The following is an 18,583-nucleotide window of genomic DNA, read 5'->3' as shown; positions in this document are numbered from 1 at the left end:
GCAGCGTGGCGAGGTGACGTTCGCGCTACGCGTTGGAATAGCGTTCGGTTTCCGGCATCCAGCGCTCGATAAGCGCAATGGCCTGCTGCGGGTAACGTTCATGAATATGACGGGCGATGCGCTGAACTTCCGGGATCATGGCCTGATCGCGCATTAAATCCGCCACTTTAAATTCAGCGGTGCCGGTCTGGCGGGTACCGAGCAGCTCGCCGGGACCGCGTATTTCGAGGTCTTTCTGGGCAATAACGAAACCGTCGTTGCTGTCGCGCAGTACCTGTAATCGTTTCTGAGCGGTTTTCGAGAGTGGAGATTTATAGAGCAGTACGCAATGGGAGGCTACCGCGCCGCGCCCGACGCGCCCCCTGAGCTGGTGTAACTGCGCCAGCCCCAAACGTTCCGGGTTTTCGATGATCATCAGGCTGGAATTGGGCACGTCCACTCCGACTTCGATAACCGTGGTGGCGACCAGCAGATGTAGCTCACCTTGCTTAAATGCGCTCATCACTGCCTGTTTATCGGCGGATTTCATGCGCCCGTGCACCAGGCCGATATTCAGCTCCGGCAGCGCGAGCTTCAGTTCTTCCCAGGTAGCTTCCGCCGCCTGGGCTTCCAGCAGGTCCGACTCTTCAATCAGCGTGCAGACCCAATAGGCCTGACGGCCTTCGTGGGTACAAGCGTTACGCACGCGATCGATAATATCGCTGCGTCGGGTATCGGGAATGGCTACCGTGGTGACCGGTGTACGGCCCGGCGGCAGTTCGTCGATAACCGAGGTATCGAGATCGGCGTAAGCGGTCATCGCCAGGGTGCGTGGAATGGGGGTGGCTGTCATGATCAGCTGATGCGGATGGAAACCCTGCTGCTGGCCTTTCTCCCGCAGCGCCAGGCGTTGGTGAACGCCAAAGCGGTGCTGCTCATCAATAATCACCAGCGCCAGGCCGTTAAACTGCACCTGTTCCTGAAAGATAGCGTGGGTACCGACAATCATCTGCACCTGTCCGCTGGCGATAGCCTCTTGCTGCGCCAGACGCGCTTTGCCTTTTTGTTTCCCGGCCAGCCAGCCAACTTCAATGCCCAGCGGTTCGAACCAGTTGCGGAAGTTATTGGCGTGCTGTTCAGCCAGCAGTTCGGTGGGCGCCATCAGTGCGACCTGCTTACCGTGGGCGATCGCCCGCAACGCGGCGAGTGCGGCAACCAGGGTTTTACCAGAACCCACGTCACCCTGAACCAGGCGCATCATTGGCACGTCCAGCGCCATATCGCGCTCGATTTCCGCCGTCACGCGCGCCTGTGCGCCGGTAGGCGTAAAGGGCAGAGATGCCAGTAGTTTGTCTTTTAGCGTGTCGTTCGCGCTGAGTGCCAGAGCGTGATAACGCTGGGCTCCCGCCCGTAGCGCCAGCATGCTGAGATTATGCGCCAGCAGCTCTTCCAGAATTAAGCGCTGCTGTGCCGGGTGCTTGCCGCTTTCCAGCTCACTAAGCTGCAGTGACGGCGGCGGACGATGCAGCGTGCGCAGTGCTTCCGGCAGGCTCATCATCCCCTGTGCCAGCTCAGGTGGCAGCAGCTCGGTGATGGCGCAGGTCTCAAGCAGTTCGAGCGCCTGATCGGTCAGCTTGCGCAGCGTGGCCTGCTTGATGCCTTCAGTGGTGGGATAAACCGGGGTCAGCGTTTCCTGTAAATCAGGCGTGCTCATATCGCCCTGCACGCGGTATTCAGGATGGATCATCTCCGCGCCGTATTTACCGCGTTTCGCCTCGCCGTAAGCCAGCACGCGACGCCCGGTTGTCAGGCTATTTTTCATCGCCGCGCTGAAGTTGAAAAAGCGCATGGTGAGGATACCAGAGCCGTCGCTAATCTGGCAGGTCATCATCCGGCGTCCGCCGAAAGTGATGTTGCAGTTGAGGACTTCGCCTTCAACGGTCGCGTACACGCCAGGCAGCAGTTCGCCGATTTGGTACAGGTGGGTGCGGTCTTCGTAGCGTAACGGCAGATGCAGGAGGAGGTCCTGCACCGTATGCAGGCCGATTTTCGACAGTCGACTGCTCTGTGCCGCGCCAACGCCGGTTAGGGTATTGAGGGGGATGGCATCTAACAGGCGACCTTGCATATATTTTATCCTGCGGCCTGCATCGTGGACCACCATGTGGCATCGGCTTCGACTTCACCCTGCTCGTTGACGTGAGGATAAGGTAGACCTTTGCGCTTCGCGACCCGCGCCAGCACCGGATATCCGCCTTCAAACAGCAGTCGCTGCTGGTCTTCTTCCGGCAGCATACTGTTTTCGCGTTGATACATGCCGGCATTTTGCCGCTGACGCTGAGCTTCATACAAAATCAGTGCGGAGGCGACAGAGACGTTCAACGATTGCACCATGCCAATCATGGGAATGATGATGTCCTGATCCGCCAGGTCTAATGCTTCCTGAGTAATACCGGTTTTTTCCTGACCCATCAGAATACAGGTGGGGCGGGTATAGTCGATTTCACGAAAATCAACGGCTTTACTGGAGAGATGCGTTGCCAGGATTTGCATCCCCTGGTCTTTCAAATGCGTAACTGCATCGCCAATGGTGCTGTGCGTTTTAACCTGTACCCAACTGTTGCTGCCTGCTGCCGCCGAGGCCATGGTGCGCATGCGGCTGCCGGGCCAGATGGCGTGCACTTCATGTACGCCAACGGCGTCTGCGGTACGAATCACCGCAGAAACGTTATGAGGCTTGTGGACCTGCTCCATGCAGACCGTCAGGTCAGGTTGACGCCTGGCGAGCATCTCGCAGATACGCGCATAACGCTGTGCATTCATAAGACTAATTTCGGTTACGGGTGACTTTAATCACATCCGGCATGACGCGAATTTTGCGCATGATATTCGCCAGATGCACGCGATCGCGCGCGGTGAGGCGGATAAAGGCGCTGTACACACGACCATCTTTTTCTTCCGTATTCAGACTTTGAATATTGGATGAAGCGGTGTTGATCGCCGCCGTCAGGTTAGCCAGCGCACCCTGGTGGTTAAACATATCCACCTTGATTTCGGTGATAAATTCCTGCGCGGTCTCTTTATCCCACTCGACCGCCATAAATTTCTCCGGCTCTTTTTGATAACCGCGAATGTTACGACAGGATTCATGGTGGATAACCAGGCCTTTGCCAGGGCTGACGTGCGCAATGATTGGGTCGCCGGGAATCGGACGACAGCACTTGGCGAACGTAATCAGCACGCCATCGGCGCCTTTAATCGGCAGATGGTTGTGGCCGGATGATGTCAGCTGCGCGGGTACCGAGGTGGTATCACCCTGTTGCAGGTTTTTGGCTACCACCACGCTCATGGCGTTACCGAGGCCGATTTCGGCCAGCAGATCGTCAAGCGTTGCCAGCTTCATGCGCTCAAGCTCACGCTGAATGCTTTCCGGTGGAATTTCAGCCAGTTTACGGCTGCCGCCAAGGGCGTGGTTGAGCAGGCGGCGTCCGAGACTTACGGAGTCGTCGCGCTTGAGGTTCTTCAGCAACTGACGAATTTTGGCGCGCGCTTTCGAGCTGACAACAAAGTTCAGCCACGCGGCGTTTGGTCGTGCGCCCGGCGCGGTAATAATTTCCACCGTCTGGCCGCTGGAAAGCGACTGCGACAACGGATACGGCTGGCGGTCGACGCGTGCGCCGACGCAGGCATGGCCGATATCGGTATGCACCGCGTAGGCGAAATCCACCGGCGTGGCGCCAGCGGGCAGTTCGACAATACGACCTTCCGGGGTGAAAACGTAAATCTCATCCGGGAACAGATCGGATTTCACGCTCTCAATGAATTCAAATGAGCTACCGGCGCTCTGCTGGAGTTCCAGCAGGCTCTGCATCCAGCGCTGGGCGCGGATTTGCGCCGTGGTGCTGCTCTCGCCGCCGTGCTCTTTATAAGCCCAGTGCGCCGCAACCCCCATTTCCGCCATCTGGTCCATGTCTTCGGTACGAATTTGTACCTCAACCGGGACGCCATGCGGGCCGATCATCGAGGTGTGCAAAGATTGATAGCCGTTCGCTTTCGGAATGGCGATATAGTCTTTGACGCGACCTGGACGCGGCTTGTAAAGGCTGTGCATCTGGCCAAGCACGCGGTAGCAGGTGTCAGAATCATGGACGATCACGCGAAAGGCGTAGATATCCATAATCGAGTGAAAACGTTGCTCTTTGAGCACCATCTTGCAGTAGATGGAGTACAGGTGTTTTTCGCGACCGCTTACGCGACAGGGAATTCCCGCTTCCTGCAAACGCCCTTCGATTTCGGAGAGGATCTTTTGAATCATCTCTTTACGGTTGCCGCGCGCCGCTTTTACGACCTCTTTAATGACGCGATAGCGGTTCGGATACAACGCTTCAAAGCCCAGCTCTTCAAGCTCGGTTTTGATGTGATGAATACCTAAACGGTGCGCCAAAGGGCTGTAGATTTCCAGCGTTTCGCGGGCGATGCGGCGACGTTTGTCCGGGCGTAATGAGCCCAGGGTACGCATGTTGTGGGTGCGGTCAGCAAGCTTGATGAGGATGACGCGGATGTCCTGCACCATCGCCATAATCATTTTGCGAAAGTTTTCGGCCTGAGCCTCTTTCTTATCGCGAAACTTAAGCTTATCAAGCTTCGACACCCCCTCTACCAGTTCAGCAACGCTTTTACCAAAAAGCTGCTCCATGTCCTGGTAGGTGGCGGGGGTATCTTCAATCACGTCGTGCAGCAGGGCGGCCATCAGCGTTTCATGGTCGAGTTTCATCTCGGCCAGAATACAGGCTACCGCAACCGGGTGCGTGATGTAGGGTTCACCGCTTGAACGTGTTTGGCCCTCGTGAGCGTCACGTGCAACGAGATAAGCCTGCCGAAGACGCTTAATTTGCTCTTCGGGCAGGTAGTTTTGAATCAGCTGATTCAGGCTTTCAAACAGATACAAGGGCGACCCGCTGTGTGATTAACGACGACCTTCCGCAATAGCGGTAACGGCTTGTAATTCAGCGGCTTCCTGCTCTTGCTGTTCCTGGCGCTCACGAACGTCGAGGATCTTGTTGTTGATCAGACCTTCTTCGATTTCGCGCAGTGCGATAACGGTAGTTTTATCGTTTTCTTCCGGTACCAGCGGATCCTTTCCGCCTGTCTGCATCTGACGAGCGCGACGCGCGGCGACCAGTACCAGGTCAAAACGGTTACCAATTTTCTCTACAGCGTCCTGAACAGTTACGCGTGCCATACTTAAAATGCTCCACAGGTGAAGAAATGACTGGGCATGATACTGAATGTGGGTTCAGTCTGCCAACAGTTTGGTGATTAAAGCGCCATGTCGCTGCTTTTGGCGGCTCATGCGCAGACGTTCGGCGCGAATAATGATTTTCAAATCGCTTAAGGCGGTATCAAAATCATCATTCACAATAAGGTAATCATATTCCGCGTAATGGCTCATTTCTGCAACTGCCTGCGCCATACGTTTCGCGATAACCTCTTCGCTGTCCTGACCACGGCCACGCAGGCGACGGTCAAGCTCATCTTTTGACGGCGGCAGAATAAAAATACTGCGCGCGCCAGGCATTCTTTTGCGGATTTGCTGCGCTCCCTGCCAGTCGATATCGAGGAAGACGTCGACGCCAGTCGCCAGTACCTGCTCGATAGTTTCGCGCGAGGTGCCGTAATAGTTGCCAAAGACTTCTGCATGTTCAAGAAAAGCATCTCTGCCAATCATCGTCCTGAATTCGTCGTGATTAACAAAGAAATAGTGTTCACCGTGCACTTCACCCGGGCGCGGAGCGCGTGTGGTATGCGAAACAGAAACCTGAGAGTCGTACAACGGTTGGGTTTTTAATAAAGCCTGAATCAGGCTGGATTTACCCGCGCCGCTAGGGGCGGAAACAATATAAAGCGTGCCTTGAGCCATGAGTGTCTTTTGTATGTGGTGGTCGAAATAAAGCTTACATACGAGCCTATTATACACGCCGCCGCTGCGTGACGCAGTCTCTGTCACACTTTTTGCGCTGTTTCTTTCATTTTGCTTGCTGTTTCCCTGATTTCTCTGGGCGTTGCAGAAATAACGTAGAAAACCTGGATGTCTGCTCGCAGGGTTAAAAATCCCTTATCGCTGACGAAAATAAACCTGCGGCACAATGCGTGGCGAGAAAACAGGAGGGCATCGCCATGCATAAGGGAATTTGGGCGCTGGTGTTATGGATGTTGGTGGGATACGGGCAGGCAGCCTGCCCAACGTGGTCGCAGACCAGGGCTGAACAGGAAATTAAACGTCTCAGTCAGCAGATGAACGAGTGGAAAAACGCTTACTGGCATCAAGGTAAGAGCGTGGTCAGCGATGAGGTGTACGACCAGCTTGCGGTGCGACTGTCCTACTGGCAACGCTGCTTTGTCAGTGAAACCCCCGCTCACGATGAACTTTCGTCATTAAAGGGCGATACCCGGCATCCGGTTGCTCACACTGGCGTGCGTAAACTGGCGGATGAAGCCAGCGTTGCCCGCTGGATGCGTGGCAAAACCGACCTCTGGGTGCAGCCCAAAGTGGATGGCGTAGCGGTTACGCTGGTTTATCGGCAAGGGCGTTTGACGCAGGCAATCAGTCGGGGAAACGGGTTGGCGGGAGAGGACTGGACGGCCAGGGTATTACAGATCCCTTCCATACCTAAGGTTGTTGGCACTGAACTCGCTAACAGCGTGTTACAGGGCGAGCTGTTCCTGCATAACGCGGGGCATGTGCAAAAGCAGATGGGTGGTATGAACGCGCGGGCAAAAGTCGCGGGCATGATGATGCGACAGGACGTTGCGACCGAGCTTGATAAGCTGGGTGTGTTTATTTGGGCATGGCCTGATGGCCCGGCAGATATGAATCAGCGCCAGGCGTTGTTGCGCCAGAGCGGCTTTCTTCATAGCGCACTTTTTTCGCATTCTGTTGCTAATGCGCAGCAGGTTGAGCAGTGGCGTCAACGTTGGTTCACTTCACCGTTGCCTTTTGCTACTGATGGCGTTGTGGCGCGCCAGAGGCAAGAGTCAGCCGGGCGTTTCTGGGTGCCGGGGCAGGGTGATTGGGTGATTGCGTGGAAATATCCACCCGCGTCACGGGTTATGGAGGTTCGCGGTATCAGCTTCAGCATCGGGCGCAGCGGTAAAATCGCCGTGGTCGCGCAGCTCACGCCGCAGCAGTTGGATGATAAGCGCGTGCAGCGGGTGAGCGTTGGCTCGGTATCCCGCTGGCAAAATCTGGACATCGGCATTGGCGATCAGCTGCAAATTAGCCTCGCCGGGCAGGGAATACCGCGCATCGATTCGGTGGTCTGGCGTACCGCCCAGCGTAATAAACCCCAGCCCCCTCCAACTCGTTTCAATGCATTAAGCTGTTTTTTCGCCACCCCTGAGTGCGCAGAGCAGTTTCTCTCACGGCTGGTTTGGCTCTCATCCCGATCGATCCTTGATATTGACGGCGCTGGAGAGACATTGTGGCGCACTGTACACGATGCCCGACGCATGGATCATCTCTTTTCATGGCTGGCGTTTACGCCAGAGCAACTGCAAACGATCCCGGGAATATCTGCACAGCGCGGGCAGCAGTTGTGGCACCAGTTTAATCTGGCGCGTGAGCAGCCCTTTTTGCGCTGGGTACAGGCTATGGGGATACCCATCCCAAAAACAGCGTTTTCAGAAATGGCGAAGGACGACTGGCAGCAGTTACGGGATCGAAACGAAGAGCAGTGGCGACGTTTACCAGGAATTGGGGCAGAAAGGGCGCGGCAGCTAGTGGCTTTTTTACATAACCCGGATGTTGCCGCGCTGGCGAAGTGGCTCAGCGGGCAACGAATTGCGGGGTTCTGAAAGAATCAATGTGCGCTATGGTTGTAATGAAAGACCGGGAGGCCCAGCTTCCAGCGCAGTGCCAGCATGCGGGCGGTAAAGCCGAACAGCAGGGTGGAAATAACCACCACATCGTGGCTGCTGACGTAGTGCTGTAGGGCAATATAAAGAACGGCGGCGGCGAACGAGACCCCAGCGTACAGCTCTTTCTGAAACACCAGTGGGATGCGCTTGCAGAACATATCGCGCAGTACGCCGCCGAAGACGCCGGTTATCACTGCGGCAATGGAGGCGATCACCGGGCCCTCGCCCATATCCAGCGCGATCTGAGCGCCGATGATTGAGAACACTACCAGGCCCAGAGCATCCAGTACCAAAAACAGGCGACGCAGATGCGGCATGACCGGTGCGGCGATGGTAGTCAGGACCGCGGCGACTGCGACAATAATGACGTATTCAGGATGTTGCACCCAGCCCAGTGGGTAGTGGCCGAGCAGAATATCGCGCACTGAACCGCCGCCCAGGGCCGTCGCGGTTGCGATGATAATAACGCCGAACGTATCCATACGGCGGCGCCCGGCAGCCAGCGCGCCGGTCATCGCTTCCGCCGTAATACCAATTAAATAAAGAATATGAAGCAGCATAGTTCCCCCATAATGATGGCGAAAGGTTAGCGATTTGTGCGGGAGATCACGATTGAGATTTTCTAAGGTGAATGAGTTTGGCCAGGAAAAAGTAATGCATATGTTGTTTTTATTACCTTTTAAATAGGGTTTGTTGGTGATTTTTAAAATTATATGGATTAGAAAAAATAATGATTAAGGCGTCATTCTGTATCTATATTGGATACGCTATGAATACCTAATATTTAACTCTCGACCTTTATGCTTTTATTTTCCTTATTCAAGGCCTGAGAAAATGACCACAGCCGCTGACAATAAAAATTATCTGACCCGCCTGATTGCCGTTGTTTTAACGGGAGTGCTGGCCGGTCTATCAGGTATGGTTCTGGCGATGATTTTACATGCGATTCAGCACCTGGCTTTTGGCTATAGCCTTGAACGGATCGTCGGATCGGAGTCATTTTTACAGGGTGTAACGGATTCGCCCTGGCCTCGTCGTATCACGGCAATAGTGGCAGGTGGTGCGATAGCAGGATTCGGCTGGTGGCTGCTTGCGCGCTATGGTCAGAAGCGGATTTCTATCGCGGCGGCTGTCGCTAAACCTTCTGTGCCAATGCCTACTGGGATGACGACTCTCCATGCACTGTTGCAGATAGTCACCGTTGCGCTGGGATCGCCCTTGGGACGCGAGGTTGCTCCGCGGGAAATGGGGGCGTTGGGGGCAGGTATAGTGGCGCGTAAAATGGGGCTTTATGAGGATGAAACCCGAACGCTGATTGCCTGTGGTGCCGGAGCAGGGCTGGCGGCAGTGTATAACGTCCCTCTGGCGGGCGCGTTGTTTAGCCTTGAAGTGATGCTGCTGTCGTTTAGCTGGGAAAAAACGCTGGCGGCTATCATCACGTCGGCTATTGCTGCATGGACGGCAACGTTGGGGCTGGGTGATGAATCGCAATACTATTTTGCTTCCGGCGTGCTTCCGCATTCATTTCTCTGGTGGGCGATTATCGCGGGGCCCATTCTTGGTACCGGGGCCTGGCTTTTTCGCAAAGCAACCAGCACCGCTCGCTCGCACGTTCGAACAAACTGGCAGATGCCGGTTTTCTGCCTGCTGGCATTTTCCCTGCTTGCCGTCCTGAGCCTCTATTTTCCTCAGCTTCCGGGAAATGGTAAAGGGCCCATGCAGCTGGCTCTTAGCGATGGATTGAACTTTCCTGTTGCGGCGATACTGTTGGTGTTAAAAATGGTCGTCATCCTGGCGGTGCTGCGTGGAGGCGCGGAGGGCGGGCTACTGACGCCGGGGCTGGCGGTCGGCGGTCTGAGCAGCCTGCTGCTATGCATGCTCTGGCAGCAGATATTTCCCGGAGGGGATTACAGCAGTTTTGCTCTTGTCGGCGCAGCGGCATTTCTTGCCGCATCTATGCAGATGCCGCTAACGGCGGTAGTACTGGTGATGGAGTTTACCCATATGGATCACAGCTATCTGGCTCCCATGCTTCTGTGTGCGGCGGGGGCATTTTTAACCTGTCGGGTGCTGGATAAAAAGTATTTCTTCTGAGATGTGCTGAAAATAAAAAAGGGCCGGAGTGTTGGCCCTTAATGTTGGTAGAACCCGATATTACTCGATGTTCTGGATCTGCTCGCGCATTTGCTCAATCAGTACTTTCAACTCGATTGCAGATTTCGTCACTTCGGCATTAATGGATTTAGACGCCAGCGTGTTTGATTCGCGGTTGAACTCCTGCATCATAAAGTCGAGACGGCGGCCGACCGCTTCTTTCTTCTTCAGGATGTTCCACGTCTCTTTGACGTGCGCTTCCAGGCGATCCAGCTCTTCGGCGACGTCAATGCGCTGCGCCATCAGAACCAGCTCTTGCTCGAGGCGATTGTTTTCCAACTGCACTTCCGCGTCTTCCAGCTTGGAGACCAGACGCTCACGCTGCCATTGCAGAATTTCCGGCATATGGGCGCGCACTTTGGTCACTTCGGCGGTCACGCCATCAAGCCGCTGTTCGATAAGCGCCTTCAGTGCCTGACCTTCGGTTTCGCGGGCGACGATAAAGTCATCCAGTGCGCCATTCAGCGCGTTCAGGATTTCAGCGGCAATGGCGTCCAGATCCTGCTCATGAGCAGACATAACGCCAGGCCAGCGCAGGATGTCGACCGGGTTGATTTCGCCTTCGTCGCTCTGCATTTTTACCCAGTTAGCGGCGTTAACTAGCTGCTTTGCCAGTTTTTCGTTGAGAATCAACTCGCCCTGGGCGCTCGGATCCTGCTCAAAACGCAGGGTACATTCGACTTTACCGCGGGTCAGACGGGAGCGAATACGCTCGCGTACAACAGGCTCCAGGCTACGAAACTGCTCCGGCAGACGGAAATAGGTTTCCAGATATCGTTGGTTTACCGAGCGCAGTTCCCACGCGGCGCTACCCCATTCACCCTTGATTTCACGCCGGGCGTAGGCGGTCATACTGCGGATCATAGACGTTCCTGTTTTTAAAGGAGAGTGGGGGGGATTATAGCTTTCGAGTCCTTATCAGGATAGGAATAAGCACGCATTATCCGTATAATGCGCAGCCACATTCGTTTCAAGCCGGAGAGAACCTCATGCGTCCAGCAGATCGTAGCGCTAACCAAGTGCGCCCAGTAAGCTTTACCCGTAATTATACGAAACACGCAGAAGGCTCCGTGCTGGTCGAATTCGGTGACACCAAAGTATTGTGTACCGCCTCTATCGATGAAGGTGTTCCGCGCTTTCTGAAAGGCCAGGGTCAGGGTTGGATCACCGCAGAATATGGCATGCTGCCGCGCGCGACCCATACCCGTAACGCGCGTGAAGCTGCGAAAGGTAAGCAGGGCGGGCGTACAATGGAAATCCAGCGCCTGATCGCGCGTGCGCTGCGCGCTGCGGTTGACCTGAAAGCGCTGGGTGAATTCACTATTACGCTGGACTGCGATGTGCTGCAGGCCGATGGTGGAACCCGCACCGCCTCTATCACCGGAGCCTGCGTTGCGCTGGCCGATGCGCTGAACAAATTGGTTGCAGCCGGTAAGTTGAAAACCAACCCGATGAAAGGCATGGTGGCGGCAGTCTCCGTTGGTATCGTCAAAGGCGAAGCGCTTTGCGATCTGGAATATGTCGAAGATTCCGCGGCGGAAACCGATATGAACGTGGTGATGACCGAAGACGGTCGCATCATTGAGGTGCAGGGTACGGCGGAAGGTGAGCCGTTCACCCATGAAGAACTCCTCACCCTCCTGGCGTTGGCCCGAGGGGGTATCGAATCCATTGTGACGGCGCAGAAAGCGGCGTTAGAAAACTAGTTTTTAAGGCGACTGAGAAGTCGCCTTTTTTATATCTGTAGAAAAGTATGATGAGGAGCGAATCCATGAAGCCGTATCAGCGCCAGTTTATTGAGTTTGCGCTTAGCAAGCAGATCCTTAAGTTTGGCGAATTTACGCTGAAATCCGGGCGTAAGAGCCCCTATTTCTTCAACGCCGGCCTGTTTAATACCGGGCGCGATCTGGCATTGTTAGGCCGTTTTTACGCCGAAGCGCTGGTGGATTCCGGGATTGATTTTGATCTGTTGTTTGGCCCTGCGTACAAAGGTATTCCAATCGCCACGACTACAGCTGTCGCGTTGGCGGAACACCATGACCGCGATCTGCCGTACTGCTTTAATCGTAAAGAGGCGAAGACTCACGGCGAAGGCGGCAACCTGGTGGGAAGCGCTCTACAGGGCCGCGTGATGCTGGTGGATGACGTCATCACCGCAGGTACTGCGATTCGTGAATCGATGGAAATTATTCAGGCCAACGGCGCGGAGTTAGCCGGTGTACTGATTTCTCTGGATCGCCAGGAGCGCGGACGCGGCGAAATCTCCGCGATTCAGGAAGTCGAGCGTGATTACGGCTGCAAAGTGATTTCTATTGTGACTCTGAAAGAGCTGATCAGTTATCTGGAAGAGAAGCCGGAAATGGCTGAACATCTGGCGTCGGTTCGCGCCTATCGCGAAGCGTACGGAGTATAAGAATCGACCCGGCAGGTCAATGCCTGCCGGGTAGGTTTCAAACCAGTTTTGCCCCTTGCGCATTGACGTAGAGCGAATAAATCGAGGTGCTGGAGGCCATAAACAGGCGATTGCGCTGTTCGCCGCCGAAGCACAGGTTAGCGCAGCGTTCCGGCAACTGAATGATGCCGATGTTTTTCCCCTGAGGGTTAAAGACGCGCACGCCATCAAGCTCCTCGCTGCCCGTCCCCCAACCACACCATAGATTACCGTCCATATCGCAGGCTATACCGTCGGCGGTGCCGTTACCGCAGTCAATATGTACTCTTTTATTTTTCAGCTCGTTATTGACCACATCCCACGCGAGAATTAACCGATTTGGCGTCGCGCGACTCTCCACGACGTATAGCGTTTTCTCATCGGCGGAAAAACAGAGGCCGTTTGGCCCTTTCACGTCACCCAGCACGACGCTCAGTTTGCGGCTTTCAGGATCCAGCCGATAAACGTTTTGCGGTAGCTGCGGCGTGGCTTTATGCCCTTCGTAGAATCCGCTGATGCCGAAAGGAGGGTCGGTAAACCAGATGCTGCCGTCTGACTTCACGACGATATCGTTTGGTGAGTTCAGCGGCTTGCCGTCAAAACTATCCGCCAGTACGGTAATGGTGCCATCGTATTCGGTGCGGGTAATGCGTCGGGTATCATGTTCGCAGCTGATCAGTCGCCCCTGTCGGTCGCGGGCATGGCCGTTAGCGTAGTTTGCCGGATGACGGAACACGCTGGTTTCACCAGTAGCTTCATCCCAGCGCATGATGGCGTTGTTGGGGATATCGCTCCAGAGCAACATGCGCGTATCGCCAAACCACACAGGCCCTTCCGCCCAGCGAAAACCGGTAGCAATCTGCTCGACTTTTGCGCTGGCAAGCATATAGCGGCGAAAGCTATCATCCACTGCCACAATGCGTGGATCGGGATAACGTGCAGATGGTGCCCAGGCCGCGAAACTTTTTTGGCTTACCAGTAATGATGCGGTTGCCAGACCTCCCAGTTTGAGCAATTCCCGCCGTGATGTCGCCATCAGCCATCTCCTTATCCGATGAAAAGAAACAATTTACGGATGTTAGGAGAGAGTGCGGATTGAAAACATCTGGCAATTCAACGAATTGTCCTGGGCTTTATGACAGAAAAATCAAAAAGGAGATGCAGCCATTGTGGCTGCATATAAGGTGCGGATTACTGCAGCTGGGCGGCGACCAGCGGCCAACGGGCGTCAAAATCATCGGTCGGACGATATTTAAACTCACTGCGCACAAAGCGCGACAGCATCCCTTCACAGAATGCCAGCAGCTGACTAGCCAGCAGGGCTTCATCGACGGTGTAGCCTTCGCCCTCGCGCATTTTCTTTTCACGCAACACCTGGCGCAGCTGTACTTCAATGCGCTCAAACAGTTGATTGATTCGATCCTGCAATCTGTCCTGTTCAAACATCAGCGCATGGCCGGTCAGAATTCTCGTCAGCCCAGGATTACGCTCGCCAAACCCAAGAATCAACAGCACGATCAGACGTAAGCGCGTTGAAGTATCTTTCTCATCTTTTAAAATCAAATTGATGCGCGTAATCAGGCTGTCTTCGATAAACTCGATCAGGCTGTCAAACATGCGGGTTTTGCTGGGGAAATGTCGGTACAGAGCCGCTTCGGATACGCCAACGGACGCCGCCAGTTTCGCTGTGGTAATGCGCTGACTCCCATCGCTGGATTCAAGCATCAACGCCAGAGACTGAAGTATTTCTTCGCGACGATTCCTTTTCGCAGTTTGTTTTTCTGCCATGTTTTAAAATACCCCTGAAAAAAGCACTTGCCAGGCAGGCATCCGCAAAGCGACCGCAAGCTGCTGCCTGCGGCGATGTTATTGCATTATTACGCTTTGGAATGCAGGTTACACTTTATCCTTCGGGCTGCCCTGCTGTTGGCGGCATCCCGAGTGATTGGGTGTATCGCTGGGCTTATTTACGCCCGGAGTGACCGAAGCCACCTTCGCCACGATCGGTGGCGTCAAAATCTTCCACCAGGTTAAATTCCGCCTGTACGACAGGCACAAACACCATTTGAGCGATACGCTCGCCGGGTTCAATAGTGAAGCTCTGCTGGCCGCGGTTCCAGACGGAAACCATCAGCTGGCCCTGATAGTCAGAATCAATCAGGCCCACCAGGTTGCCCAGAACAACGCCATGCTTATGACCCAGCCCGGAGCGCGGCAGAATCACCGCTGCCAGAGACGAGTCGGCAATGTGAATCGCCAGGCCAGTCGGCACAAGCGTGGTAGCGCCAGGCGCCAGCTCTACGGCGTCATCGAGACAGGCTCGCAGGTCAAGTCCGGCGGAGCCGGAGGTGGCATAAGTTGGCAGCGGAAACTGCTGACCAACACGCGGGTCCAGAATCTTAACGTCGATTTTTTTCATCATAACGGGTCACGATCTCGTCGAGTAATAATTGGCCCAGGAGTTCCTTGCGCTCAAGTGGTAAGCGCTTATCTCCCTCTTGCCAGAAAAGGTGTAATGCGTTGCTATCGCTGTTAAATCCCTGATTTGGCTGTGAAACATCATTAGCGCAAATCAGATCGAGATTTTTGCGGGCACGTTTTTGCCGTGCGTATTCTTCCACATTATTTGTTTCGGCGGCAAATCCAACGACGTAGGGGCGGTTGGCCTTAAGCGCCGCGACCCCAGCGACGATATCCGGATTTTTAACCATTTTCAGGGTTAATTCATCACCTTGTTTTTTGATTTTTTCTTCGGCGATGGCGACCGCACGGTAGTCAGCAACTGCCGCACAGCCAATAAAAATGTGCTGCTGAGAAGCGCTATTTTGCACGGCGGCTTCCATTTCCAGCGCTGTGGTGACATCAATTCTCTGCACAAACGGCGGCGTTGGCAGAGAAACCGGACCACTAACCAGCGTCACGTTCGCCCCGCGATGCGCGGCGGCGGCGGCAATCGCGAAACCCATCTTACCAGAACTGTGGTTGGTGATATAACGCACTGGATCCAGCGGCTCGCGGGTTGGGCCCGCGGTAATCATGATGTTGAGATGTTGCAAATCTTTGACAGGAGAGAAATGCTGCGCGGCCATATCAACAATAGTCAGCGGGTCCAGCATTCTCCCTGGGCCGATATCGCCACAGGCCTGGCTGCCGCTATCCGGGCCCCAAACCAGCAGACCGCGTGAGGAGATAACGTCAAGATTATGCTGGGTGGCGGCGGCGCGATACATCTGCTGATTCATTGCGGGCACGACGGCGACTGGCGACGACGTGGCGAGGCAAATTGTGGAAACGAGGTCGTTAGCCATTCCTGCCGCAATACGTGCAATTAAATCGGCGGTAGCGGGGGCGAGAATCACCAGGTCTGCCCATTTTCCCAGCTCAATGTGGCCCATTGCCGCTTCTGCGGCCGGGTCGAGCAGGCTGTCGGAGACCGGATAACCGGATACCGCCTGTAGACTCAGTGGCGTAATGAAGGCTTTTGCGGCTTCCGTCATGGCGACGCGGACATCCGCTCCACGGTCACGCAGGCGGCGCACCAGTTCCGGCGTTTTATAGGCAGCAATGCCGCCGCTCACGCCAAGAACGATCTTTTTACCAGCCAGACTCATCATGATTTTTTCCTGTTGCGGTACACCAGAATTCGCGCATCTTATCACAATCCGATCGGCATCGTGTGCCTGGCAGAGATCCACTTTGCGAGCCGCTACGCACGGATAAAATTTGCCGATCGGCAGCGCTGGAGGGCTGTGCCAGGATAGCGCGCACAGGAAAGGAGAAGCCGCCATGGATACACAGGAACCTCTGATGCCGAGGGAAAAAATGCAGTGCTACGGTATCGAATCGTTGTCGGATATTGAGCTGCTGGCGCTGTTTTTACGTACCGGCACGCGCACGCAGGATGTCATAACGTTTTCCCAGGATTTGCTGCAGCGCTTTGGCTCGCTATACGGTCTGCTATCGGCGGAAAAAGAGCAGTTTGATGAGGTTGAGGGGATTGGCCCGGCGACATATGCGCAGTTGAAGGGGATTGCTGAGCTGGCGCGGCGTTATTTTTGTATGCGGATAACTGAAGAACCCTCTCTGGTTACGCCGTCGATGACGCGGGAATTTCTGCAAAGCCAACTGGCTGACGAAGAACGTGAGATCTTTATGGTGATCTTTTTAGATAATCAGAACCGGGTATTGAAACATAGCCGACTTTTTTCTGGTACTCTTAGCCACGTTGAGGTGCATCCGCGAGAAATCGTACGCGAAGCCATCAAAGTGAACGCCGCCGCGGTGATCCTGGCTCATAATCATCCATCCGGTAGCCCTGAGCCGAGTAAGGCCGACAGGTTGATTACCGAAAGAGTGATAAAATGTTGCCGATTCATGGATATACGCGTGCTTGATCACCTTGTTATCGGCCGCGGAGCGTACGTATCTTTTGCTGAGCGCGGCTGGATTTAGCCCCGATCATGCGATCCATCGGGATCTTTGTCTGTTCGGGACTTGAGCACATCGCCGAGTCAGCGTATACTACGCCACCTTTGAGAATCTCGGGTTTGGCATTTGGGCCTGGCAATCGAGAGTTCGCGTGTACACGAAATCATTCAAGTTGTATTGAGGCGGCAAGGGAGTGAATCCCCTGAGCTTACATAGGTAAGTGACTGGGGTGAGCGAGCGCAGCCAACAAAGAGACAGCTTGAAGGATAAAGTGTATAGAACTATGCGATGACCGGGCTGTGAAGCCTGACGAGGCGCCAATACCCCATACGAAGCTCGAGCTAATTTGATTTTTGGAGAATAGACATGTCCCGAGTCTGCCAAGTTACTGGCAAGCGTCCGGTGACCGGTAACAACCGTTCCCACGCACTGAACGCGACTAAACGCCGTTTCCTGCCTAACCTGCACTCTCACCGTTTCTGGGTTGAGAGCGAGAAGCGTTTTGTCACCCTGCGTGTATCTGCTAAAGGTATGCGTGTTATTGATAAGAAAGGCATCGATACAGTTCTGTCCGAACTGCGTGCCCGTGGCGAAAAGTACTAAGTACTTAGAGGAATTAAATCATGGCTAAAGGTATTCGTGAGAAAATCAAGCTGGTTTCTTCTGCTGGTACTGGTCACTTCTATACCACTACGAAGAACAAACGTACTAAACCGGAAAAACTGGAACTGAAAAAATTCGATCCAGTTGTCCGTCAGCACGTTTTATACAAAGAAGCTAAAATCAAATAATTTTAGCCTCCTTGTAAAGAAGAACCCCGCCCTGGCGGGGTTTTTTGTTTCCGTTTTACGGTCTTTCCCTTCTTCGAAATTTATCACTCAATTCTTCTTCTCGTCGTTAATCATTAACCACATGAATGAAATGGTTTTTCTTGTCTTGCCGGGACGGGATGTTTATTCTGCCGGTACAGAAAACCACCGACAGGGATTGTTATGACGTCATTCATTCCAGATGTTTCATTTATTGATAACAGTGAACAGCGAACCCCCTTAATTCTCGTTCTCGATTGTTCCGGCAGTATGGACGGTCAGCCCATAGCCCAGCTAAATCAGGGGCTCAAGCTGCTGGAAAGCGAACTTAAAAATGATGTTATCGCCGCGAAACGTGTTCGCCTGCTGGTGATTAAATACGGCGGTTACGATGAGTGCCAACTGCATGGCGACTGGTGTGATGCGATGGACTTTACCGCCCCTGTTCTTGAAGCGAGTGGTCTGACGCCAACCGGGCAGGCCGTCAGCCTGGCTCTGGGCGAAATCGAAGCTGAAAAGCAGCGTCTGAAAGCGGCTGGCGTACCCTATACCCGGCCATGGCTGTTTTTGATGTCGGATGGTGCGCCAACGGATAACTGGCAGGTGGCGGCTCAGGAGTGCTGCGAGGCGCAGGCGGCAAACAAAGTTGCCGTATTCCCGATTAGCGTGGGTAGTGAGGCCTCTGAATCGATGGGCCACTTCAGCCGCAGCGGGATTAATGGCGTGAAGCAGCTGAAGGGTTTGCAGTTCCGCGAGCTGTTCCTTTGGCTAAGCGCCAGTATGCAGGTGGTCTCACAGTCAACGCCGGGCGGAAAAGCACAGCTGCCGCCGACGGACAGCTGGTCAGAAATTTCGGTCTGACGCG

19 protein-coding genes are annotated in these 18,583 nt (G+C 54.5%); 8 read left to right on the top strand and 11 right to left on the bottom strand.

Annotation, left to right across the window (positions count from 1 at the left end; translation table 11 throughout):
• Positions 1 to 25: 25 nt before the first annotated feature.
• Genes recG through gmk form a run of 5 tightly spaced genes read right to left on the bottom strand, consistent with a single transcriptional unit; the run spans position 26 to position 5,899 of the window.
• Positions 26 to 2,107: an ATP-dependent DNA helicase RecG gene (gene recG / locus HV127_RS06180; RefSeq protein ID WP_182235319.1), complete on the bottom strand. Its 2,082-nt coding sequence runs from the start codon at positions 2,105 to 2,107 to the stop codon at positions 26 to 28.
• Positions 2,108 to 2,112: 5 nt separating this feature from the next.
• Positions 2,113 to 2,802 (bottom strand): tRNA (guanosine(18)-2'-O)-methyltransferase TrmH, encoded by a 690-nt coding sequence (trmH, locus tag HV127_RS06175; RefSeq protein WP_181484430.1) that lies wholly within the window; start codon positions 2,800 to 2,802, stop codon positions 2,113 to 2,115.
• A 4-nt stretch (positions 2,803 to 2,806) separates the two neighbouring features.
• A complete protein-coding gene (gene spoT, locus HV127_RS06170) occupies positions 2,807 to 4,927 on the bottom strand; it encodes a bifunctional GTP diphosphokinase/guanosine-3',5'-bis pyrophosphate 3'-pyrophosphohydrolase (protein WP_182235318.1) in 2,121 nt (706 codons plus the stop codon).
• Positions 4,928 to 4,945: 18 nt separating this feature from the next.
• The gene (gene rpoZ, locus HV127_RS06165; RefSeq protein WP_110276950.1) at positions 4,946 to 5,221 is read right to left on the bottom strand and encodes a DNA-directed RNA polymerase subunit omega; all 276 of its coding nucleotides are present in this window, start codon (positions 5,219 to 5,221) and stop codon (positions 4,946 to 4,948) included.
• Positions 5,222 to 5,275: 54 nt separating this feature from the next.
• Positions 5,276 to 5,899, bottom strand: coding sequence for a guanylate kinase (gene gmk, locus HV127_RS06160; RefSeq protein ID WP_110276951.1), 624 nt, complete (start codon positions 5,897 to 5,899; stop codon positions 5,276 to 5,278).
• A gap of 257 nt (positions 5,900 to 6,156) precedes the next feature.
• Between gmk and ligB the strand changes: the two genes are divergently transcribed.
• Entirely contained in the window at positions 6,157 to 7,833 is a 1,677-nt protein-coding gene (ligB, locus tag HV127_RS06155; RefSeq protein WP_182235317.1) for an NAD-dependent DNA ligase LigB, read from the top strand.
• Between the two features lie 5 nt (positions 7,834 to 7,838).
• Here the strand turns inward: ligB and HV127_RS06150 are convergent, their stop codons facing one another.
• On the bottom strand, positions 7,839 to 8,456 hold the full coding sequence (locus HV127_RS06150; protein WP_110276954.1) for a trimeric intracellular cation channel family protein: 618 nt from the start codon (positions 8,454 to 8,456) through the stop codon (positions 7,839 to 7,841).
• A gap of 274 nt (positions 8,457 to 8,730) precedes the next feature.
• Between HV127_RS06150 and HV127_RS06145 the strand changes: the two genes are divergently transcribed.
• A complete protein-coding gene (locus HV127_RS06145; RefSeq protein ID WP_182235316.1) occupies positions 8,731 to 9,990 on the top strand; it encodes a chloride channel protein in 1,260 nt (419 codons plus the stop codon).
• Between the two features lie 60 nt (positions 9,991 to 10,050).
• On the opposite strand, the gene HV127_RS06140 is transcribed toward HV127_RS06145, so the two are convergent.
• The gene (locus tag HV127_RS06140; protein ID WP_110276956.1) at positions 10,051 to 10,914 is read right to left on the bottom strand and encodes a YicC/YloC family endoribonuclease; all 864 of its coding nucleotides are present in this window, start codon (positions 10,912 to 10,914) and stop codon (positions 10,051 to 10,053) included.
• 125 nt (positions 10,915 to 11,039) lie between these two features.
• Between HV127_RS06140 and rph the strand changes: the two genes are divergently transcribed.
• Together rph and pyrE are read left to right on the top strand one after the other, a co-directional pair.
• Complete coding sequence (gene rph, locus HV127_RS06135; protein ID WP_110276957.1) at positions 11,040 to 11,756, top strand: ribonuclease PH; 717 nt, start codon at positions 11,040 to 11,042, stop codon at positions 11,754 to 11,756.
• 65 nt (positions 11,757 to 11,821) lie between these two features.
• Positions 11,822 to 12,463, top strand: coding sequence for an orotate phosphoribosyltransferase (gene pyrE / locus HV127_RS06130; protein ID WP_182235315.1), 642 nt, complete (start codon positions 11,822 to 11,824; stop codon positions 12,461 to 12,463).
• A gap of 37 nt (positions 12,464 to 12,500) precedes the next feature.
• On the opposite strand, the gene HV127_RS06125 is transcribed toward pyrE, so the two are convergent.
• The 4 genes from HV127_RS06125 to coaBC form a co-directional block, all read right to left on the bottom strand.
• Positions 12,501 to 13,517 carry an SMP-30/gluconolactonase/LRE family protein gene (locus HV127_RS06125; RefSeq protein WP_182235314.1) on the bottom strand — a complete coding sequence of 339 codons (1,017 nt, stop codon included), beginning with the start codon at positions 13,515 to 13,517 and terminating at the stop codon, positions 12,501 to 12,503.
• Positions 13,518 to 13,672: 155 nt separating this feature from the next.
• Positions 13,673 to 14,269, bottom strand: coding sequence for a nucleoid occlusion factor SlmA (slmA, locus tag HV127_RS06120; protein WP_182235313.1), 597 nt, complete (start codon positions 14,267 to 14,269; stop codon positions 13,673 to 13,675).
• A 175-nt stretch (positions 14,270 to 14,444) separates the two neighbouring features.
• On the bottom strand, positions 14,445 to 14,903 hold the full coding sequence (dut, locus tag HV127_RS06115) for a dUTP diphosphatase (protein ID WP_167492712.1): 459 nt from the start codon (positions 14,901 to 14,903) through the stop codon (positions 14,445 to 14,447).
• On the bottom strand, positions 14,881 to 16,092 hold the full coding sequence (gene coaBC / locus HV127_RS06110) for a bifunctional phosphopantothenoylcysteine decarboxylase/phosphopantothenate--cysteine ligase CoaBC (protein WP_182240572.1): 1,212 nt from the start codon (positions 16,090 to 16,092) through the stop codon (positions 14,881 to 14,883). The genes dut and coaBC overlap by 23 nt, the downstream gene beginning before the upstream one ends.
• A gap of 175 nt (positions 16,093 to 16,267) precedes the next feature.
• On the opposite strand from coaBC, the gene radC reads away from it, so the two are divergent.
• From radC to HV127_RS06090, 4 genes are all read left to right on the top strand, one after another.
• Positions 16,268 to 16,933, top strand: a complete 666-nt coding sequence (gene radC / locus HV127_RS06105; RefSeq protein WP_182235312.1) for a DNA repair protein RadC — start codon at positions 16,268 to 16,270, stop codon at positions 16,931 to 16,933.
• Positions 16,934 to 17,275: 342 nt separating this feature from the next.
• Positions 17,276 to 17,512, top strand: a complete 237-nt coding sequence (gene rpmB / locus HV127_RS06100; protein WP_002436699.1) for a 50S ribosomal protein L28 — start codon at positions 17,276 to 17,278, stop codon at positions 17,510 to 17,512.
• Between the two features lie 20 nt (positions 17,513 to 17,532).
• Positions 17,533 to 17,700, top strand: a complete 168-nt coding sequence (rpmG, locus tag HV127_RS06095; protein ID WP_003024094.1) for a 50S ribosomal protein L33 — start codon at positions 17,533 to 17,535, stop codon at positions 17,698 to 17,700.
• A 201-nt stretch (positions 17,701 to 17,901) separates the two neighbouring features.
• Positions 17,902 to 18,579, top strand: a complete 678-nt coding sequence (locus HV127_RS06090; RefSeq protein ID WP_182235311.1) for a VWA domain-containing protein — start codon at positions 17,902 to 17,904, stop codon at positions 18,577 to 18,579.
• Positions 18,580 to 18,583: the final 4 nt, after the last annotated feature.

The sequence above is a fragment of the Klebsiella sp. RHBSTW-00215 genome (genome assembly GCF_014103785.1).
Taxonomy (GTDB): Bacteria; Pseudomonadota; Gammaproteobacteria; order Enterobacterales; family Enterobacteriaceae; genus Klebsiella.
This window is presented reverse-complemented; position numbering and strand designations above follow the sequence as displayed.

What these genes read in the sequence shown, in the direction of transcription:
- dut (WP_167492712.1), bottom strand. Translation starts at nt 14,903, where the DNA reads ATGATGAAAAAAATCGACGTTAAGATTCTGGACCCGCGTGTTGGTCAG.
- HV127_RS06090 (WP_182235311.1), top strand. Translation starts at nt 17,902, where the DNA reads ATGACGTCATTCATTCCAGATGTTTCATTTATTGATAACAGTGAACAG.
- radC (WP_182235312.1), top strand. Translation starts at nt 16,268, where the DNA reads ATGGATACACAGGAACCTCTGATGCCGAGGGAAAAAATGCAGTGCTAC.
- rpmB (WP_002436699.1), top strand. Translation starts at nt 17,276, where the DNA reads ATGTCCCGAGTCTGCCAAGTTACTGGCAAGCGTCCGGTGACCGGTAAC.
- rpoZ (WP_110276950.1), bottom strand. Translation starts at nt 5,221, where the DNA reads ATGGCACGCGTAACTGTTCAGGACGCTGTAGAGAAAATTGGTAACCGT.
- gmk (WP_110276951.1), bottom strand. Translation starts at nt 5,899, where the DNA reads ATGGCTCAAGGCACGCTTTATATTGTTTCCGCCCCTAGCGGCGCGGGT.
- trmH (WP_181484430.1), bottom strand. Translation starts at nt 2,802, where the DNA reads ATGAATGCACAGCGTTATGCGCGTATCTGCGAGATGCTCGCCAGGCGT.
- rph (WP_110276957.1), top strand. Translation starts at nt 11,040, where the DNA reads ATGCGTCCAGCAGATCGTAGCGCTAACCAAGTGCGCCCAGTAAGCTTT.
- HV127_RS06125 (WP_182235314.1), bottom strand. Translation starts at nt 13,517, where the DNA reads ATGGCGACATCACGGCGGGAATTGCTCAAACTGGGAGGTCTGGCAACC.
- HV127_RS06140 (WP_110276956.1), bottom strand. Translation starts at nt 10,914, where the DNA reads ATGATCCGCAGTATGACCGCCTACGCCCGGCGTGAAATCAAGGGTGAA.
- recG (WP_182235319.1), bottom strand. Translation starts at nt 2,107, where the DNA reads ATGCAAGGTCGCCTGTTAGATGCCATCCCCCTCAATACCCTAACCGGC.
- ligB (WP_182235317.1), top strand. Translation starts at nt 6,157, where the DNA reads ATGCATAAGGGAATTTGGGCGCTGGTGTTATGGATGTTGGTGGGATAC.
- coaBC (WP_182240572.1), bottom strand. Translation starts at nt 16,092, where the DNA reads ATGAGTCTGGCTGGTAAAAAGATCGTTCTTGGCGTGAGCGGCGGCATT.
- slmA (WP_182235313.1), bottom strand. Translation starts at nt 14,269, where the DNA reads ATGGCAGAAAAACAAACTGCGAAAAGGAATCGTCGCGAAGAAATACTT.
- HV127_RS06150 (WP_110276954.1), bottom strand. Translation starts at nt 8,456, where the DNA reads ATGCTGCTTCATATTCTTTATTTAATTGGTATTACGGCGGAAGCGATG.
- pyrE (WP_182235315.1), top strand. Translation starts at nt 11,822, where the DNA reads ATGAAGCCGTATCAGCGCCAGTTTATTGAGTTTGCGCTTAGCAAGCAG.
- HV127_RS06145 (WP_182235316.1), top strand. Translation starts at nt 8,731, where the DNA reads ATGACCACAGCCGCTGACAATAAAAATTATCTGACCCGCCTGATTGCC.
- rpmG (WP_003024094.1), top strand. Translation starts at nt 17,533, where the DNA reads ATGGCTAAAGGTATTCGTGAGAAAATCAAGCTGGTTTCTTCTGCTGGT.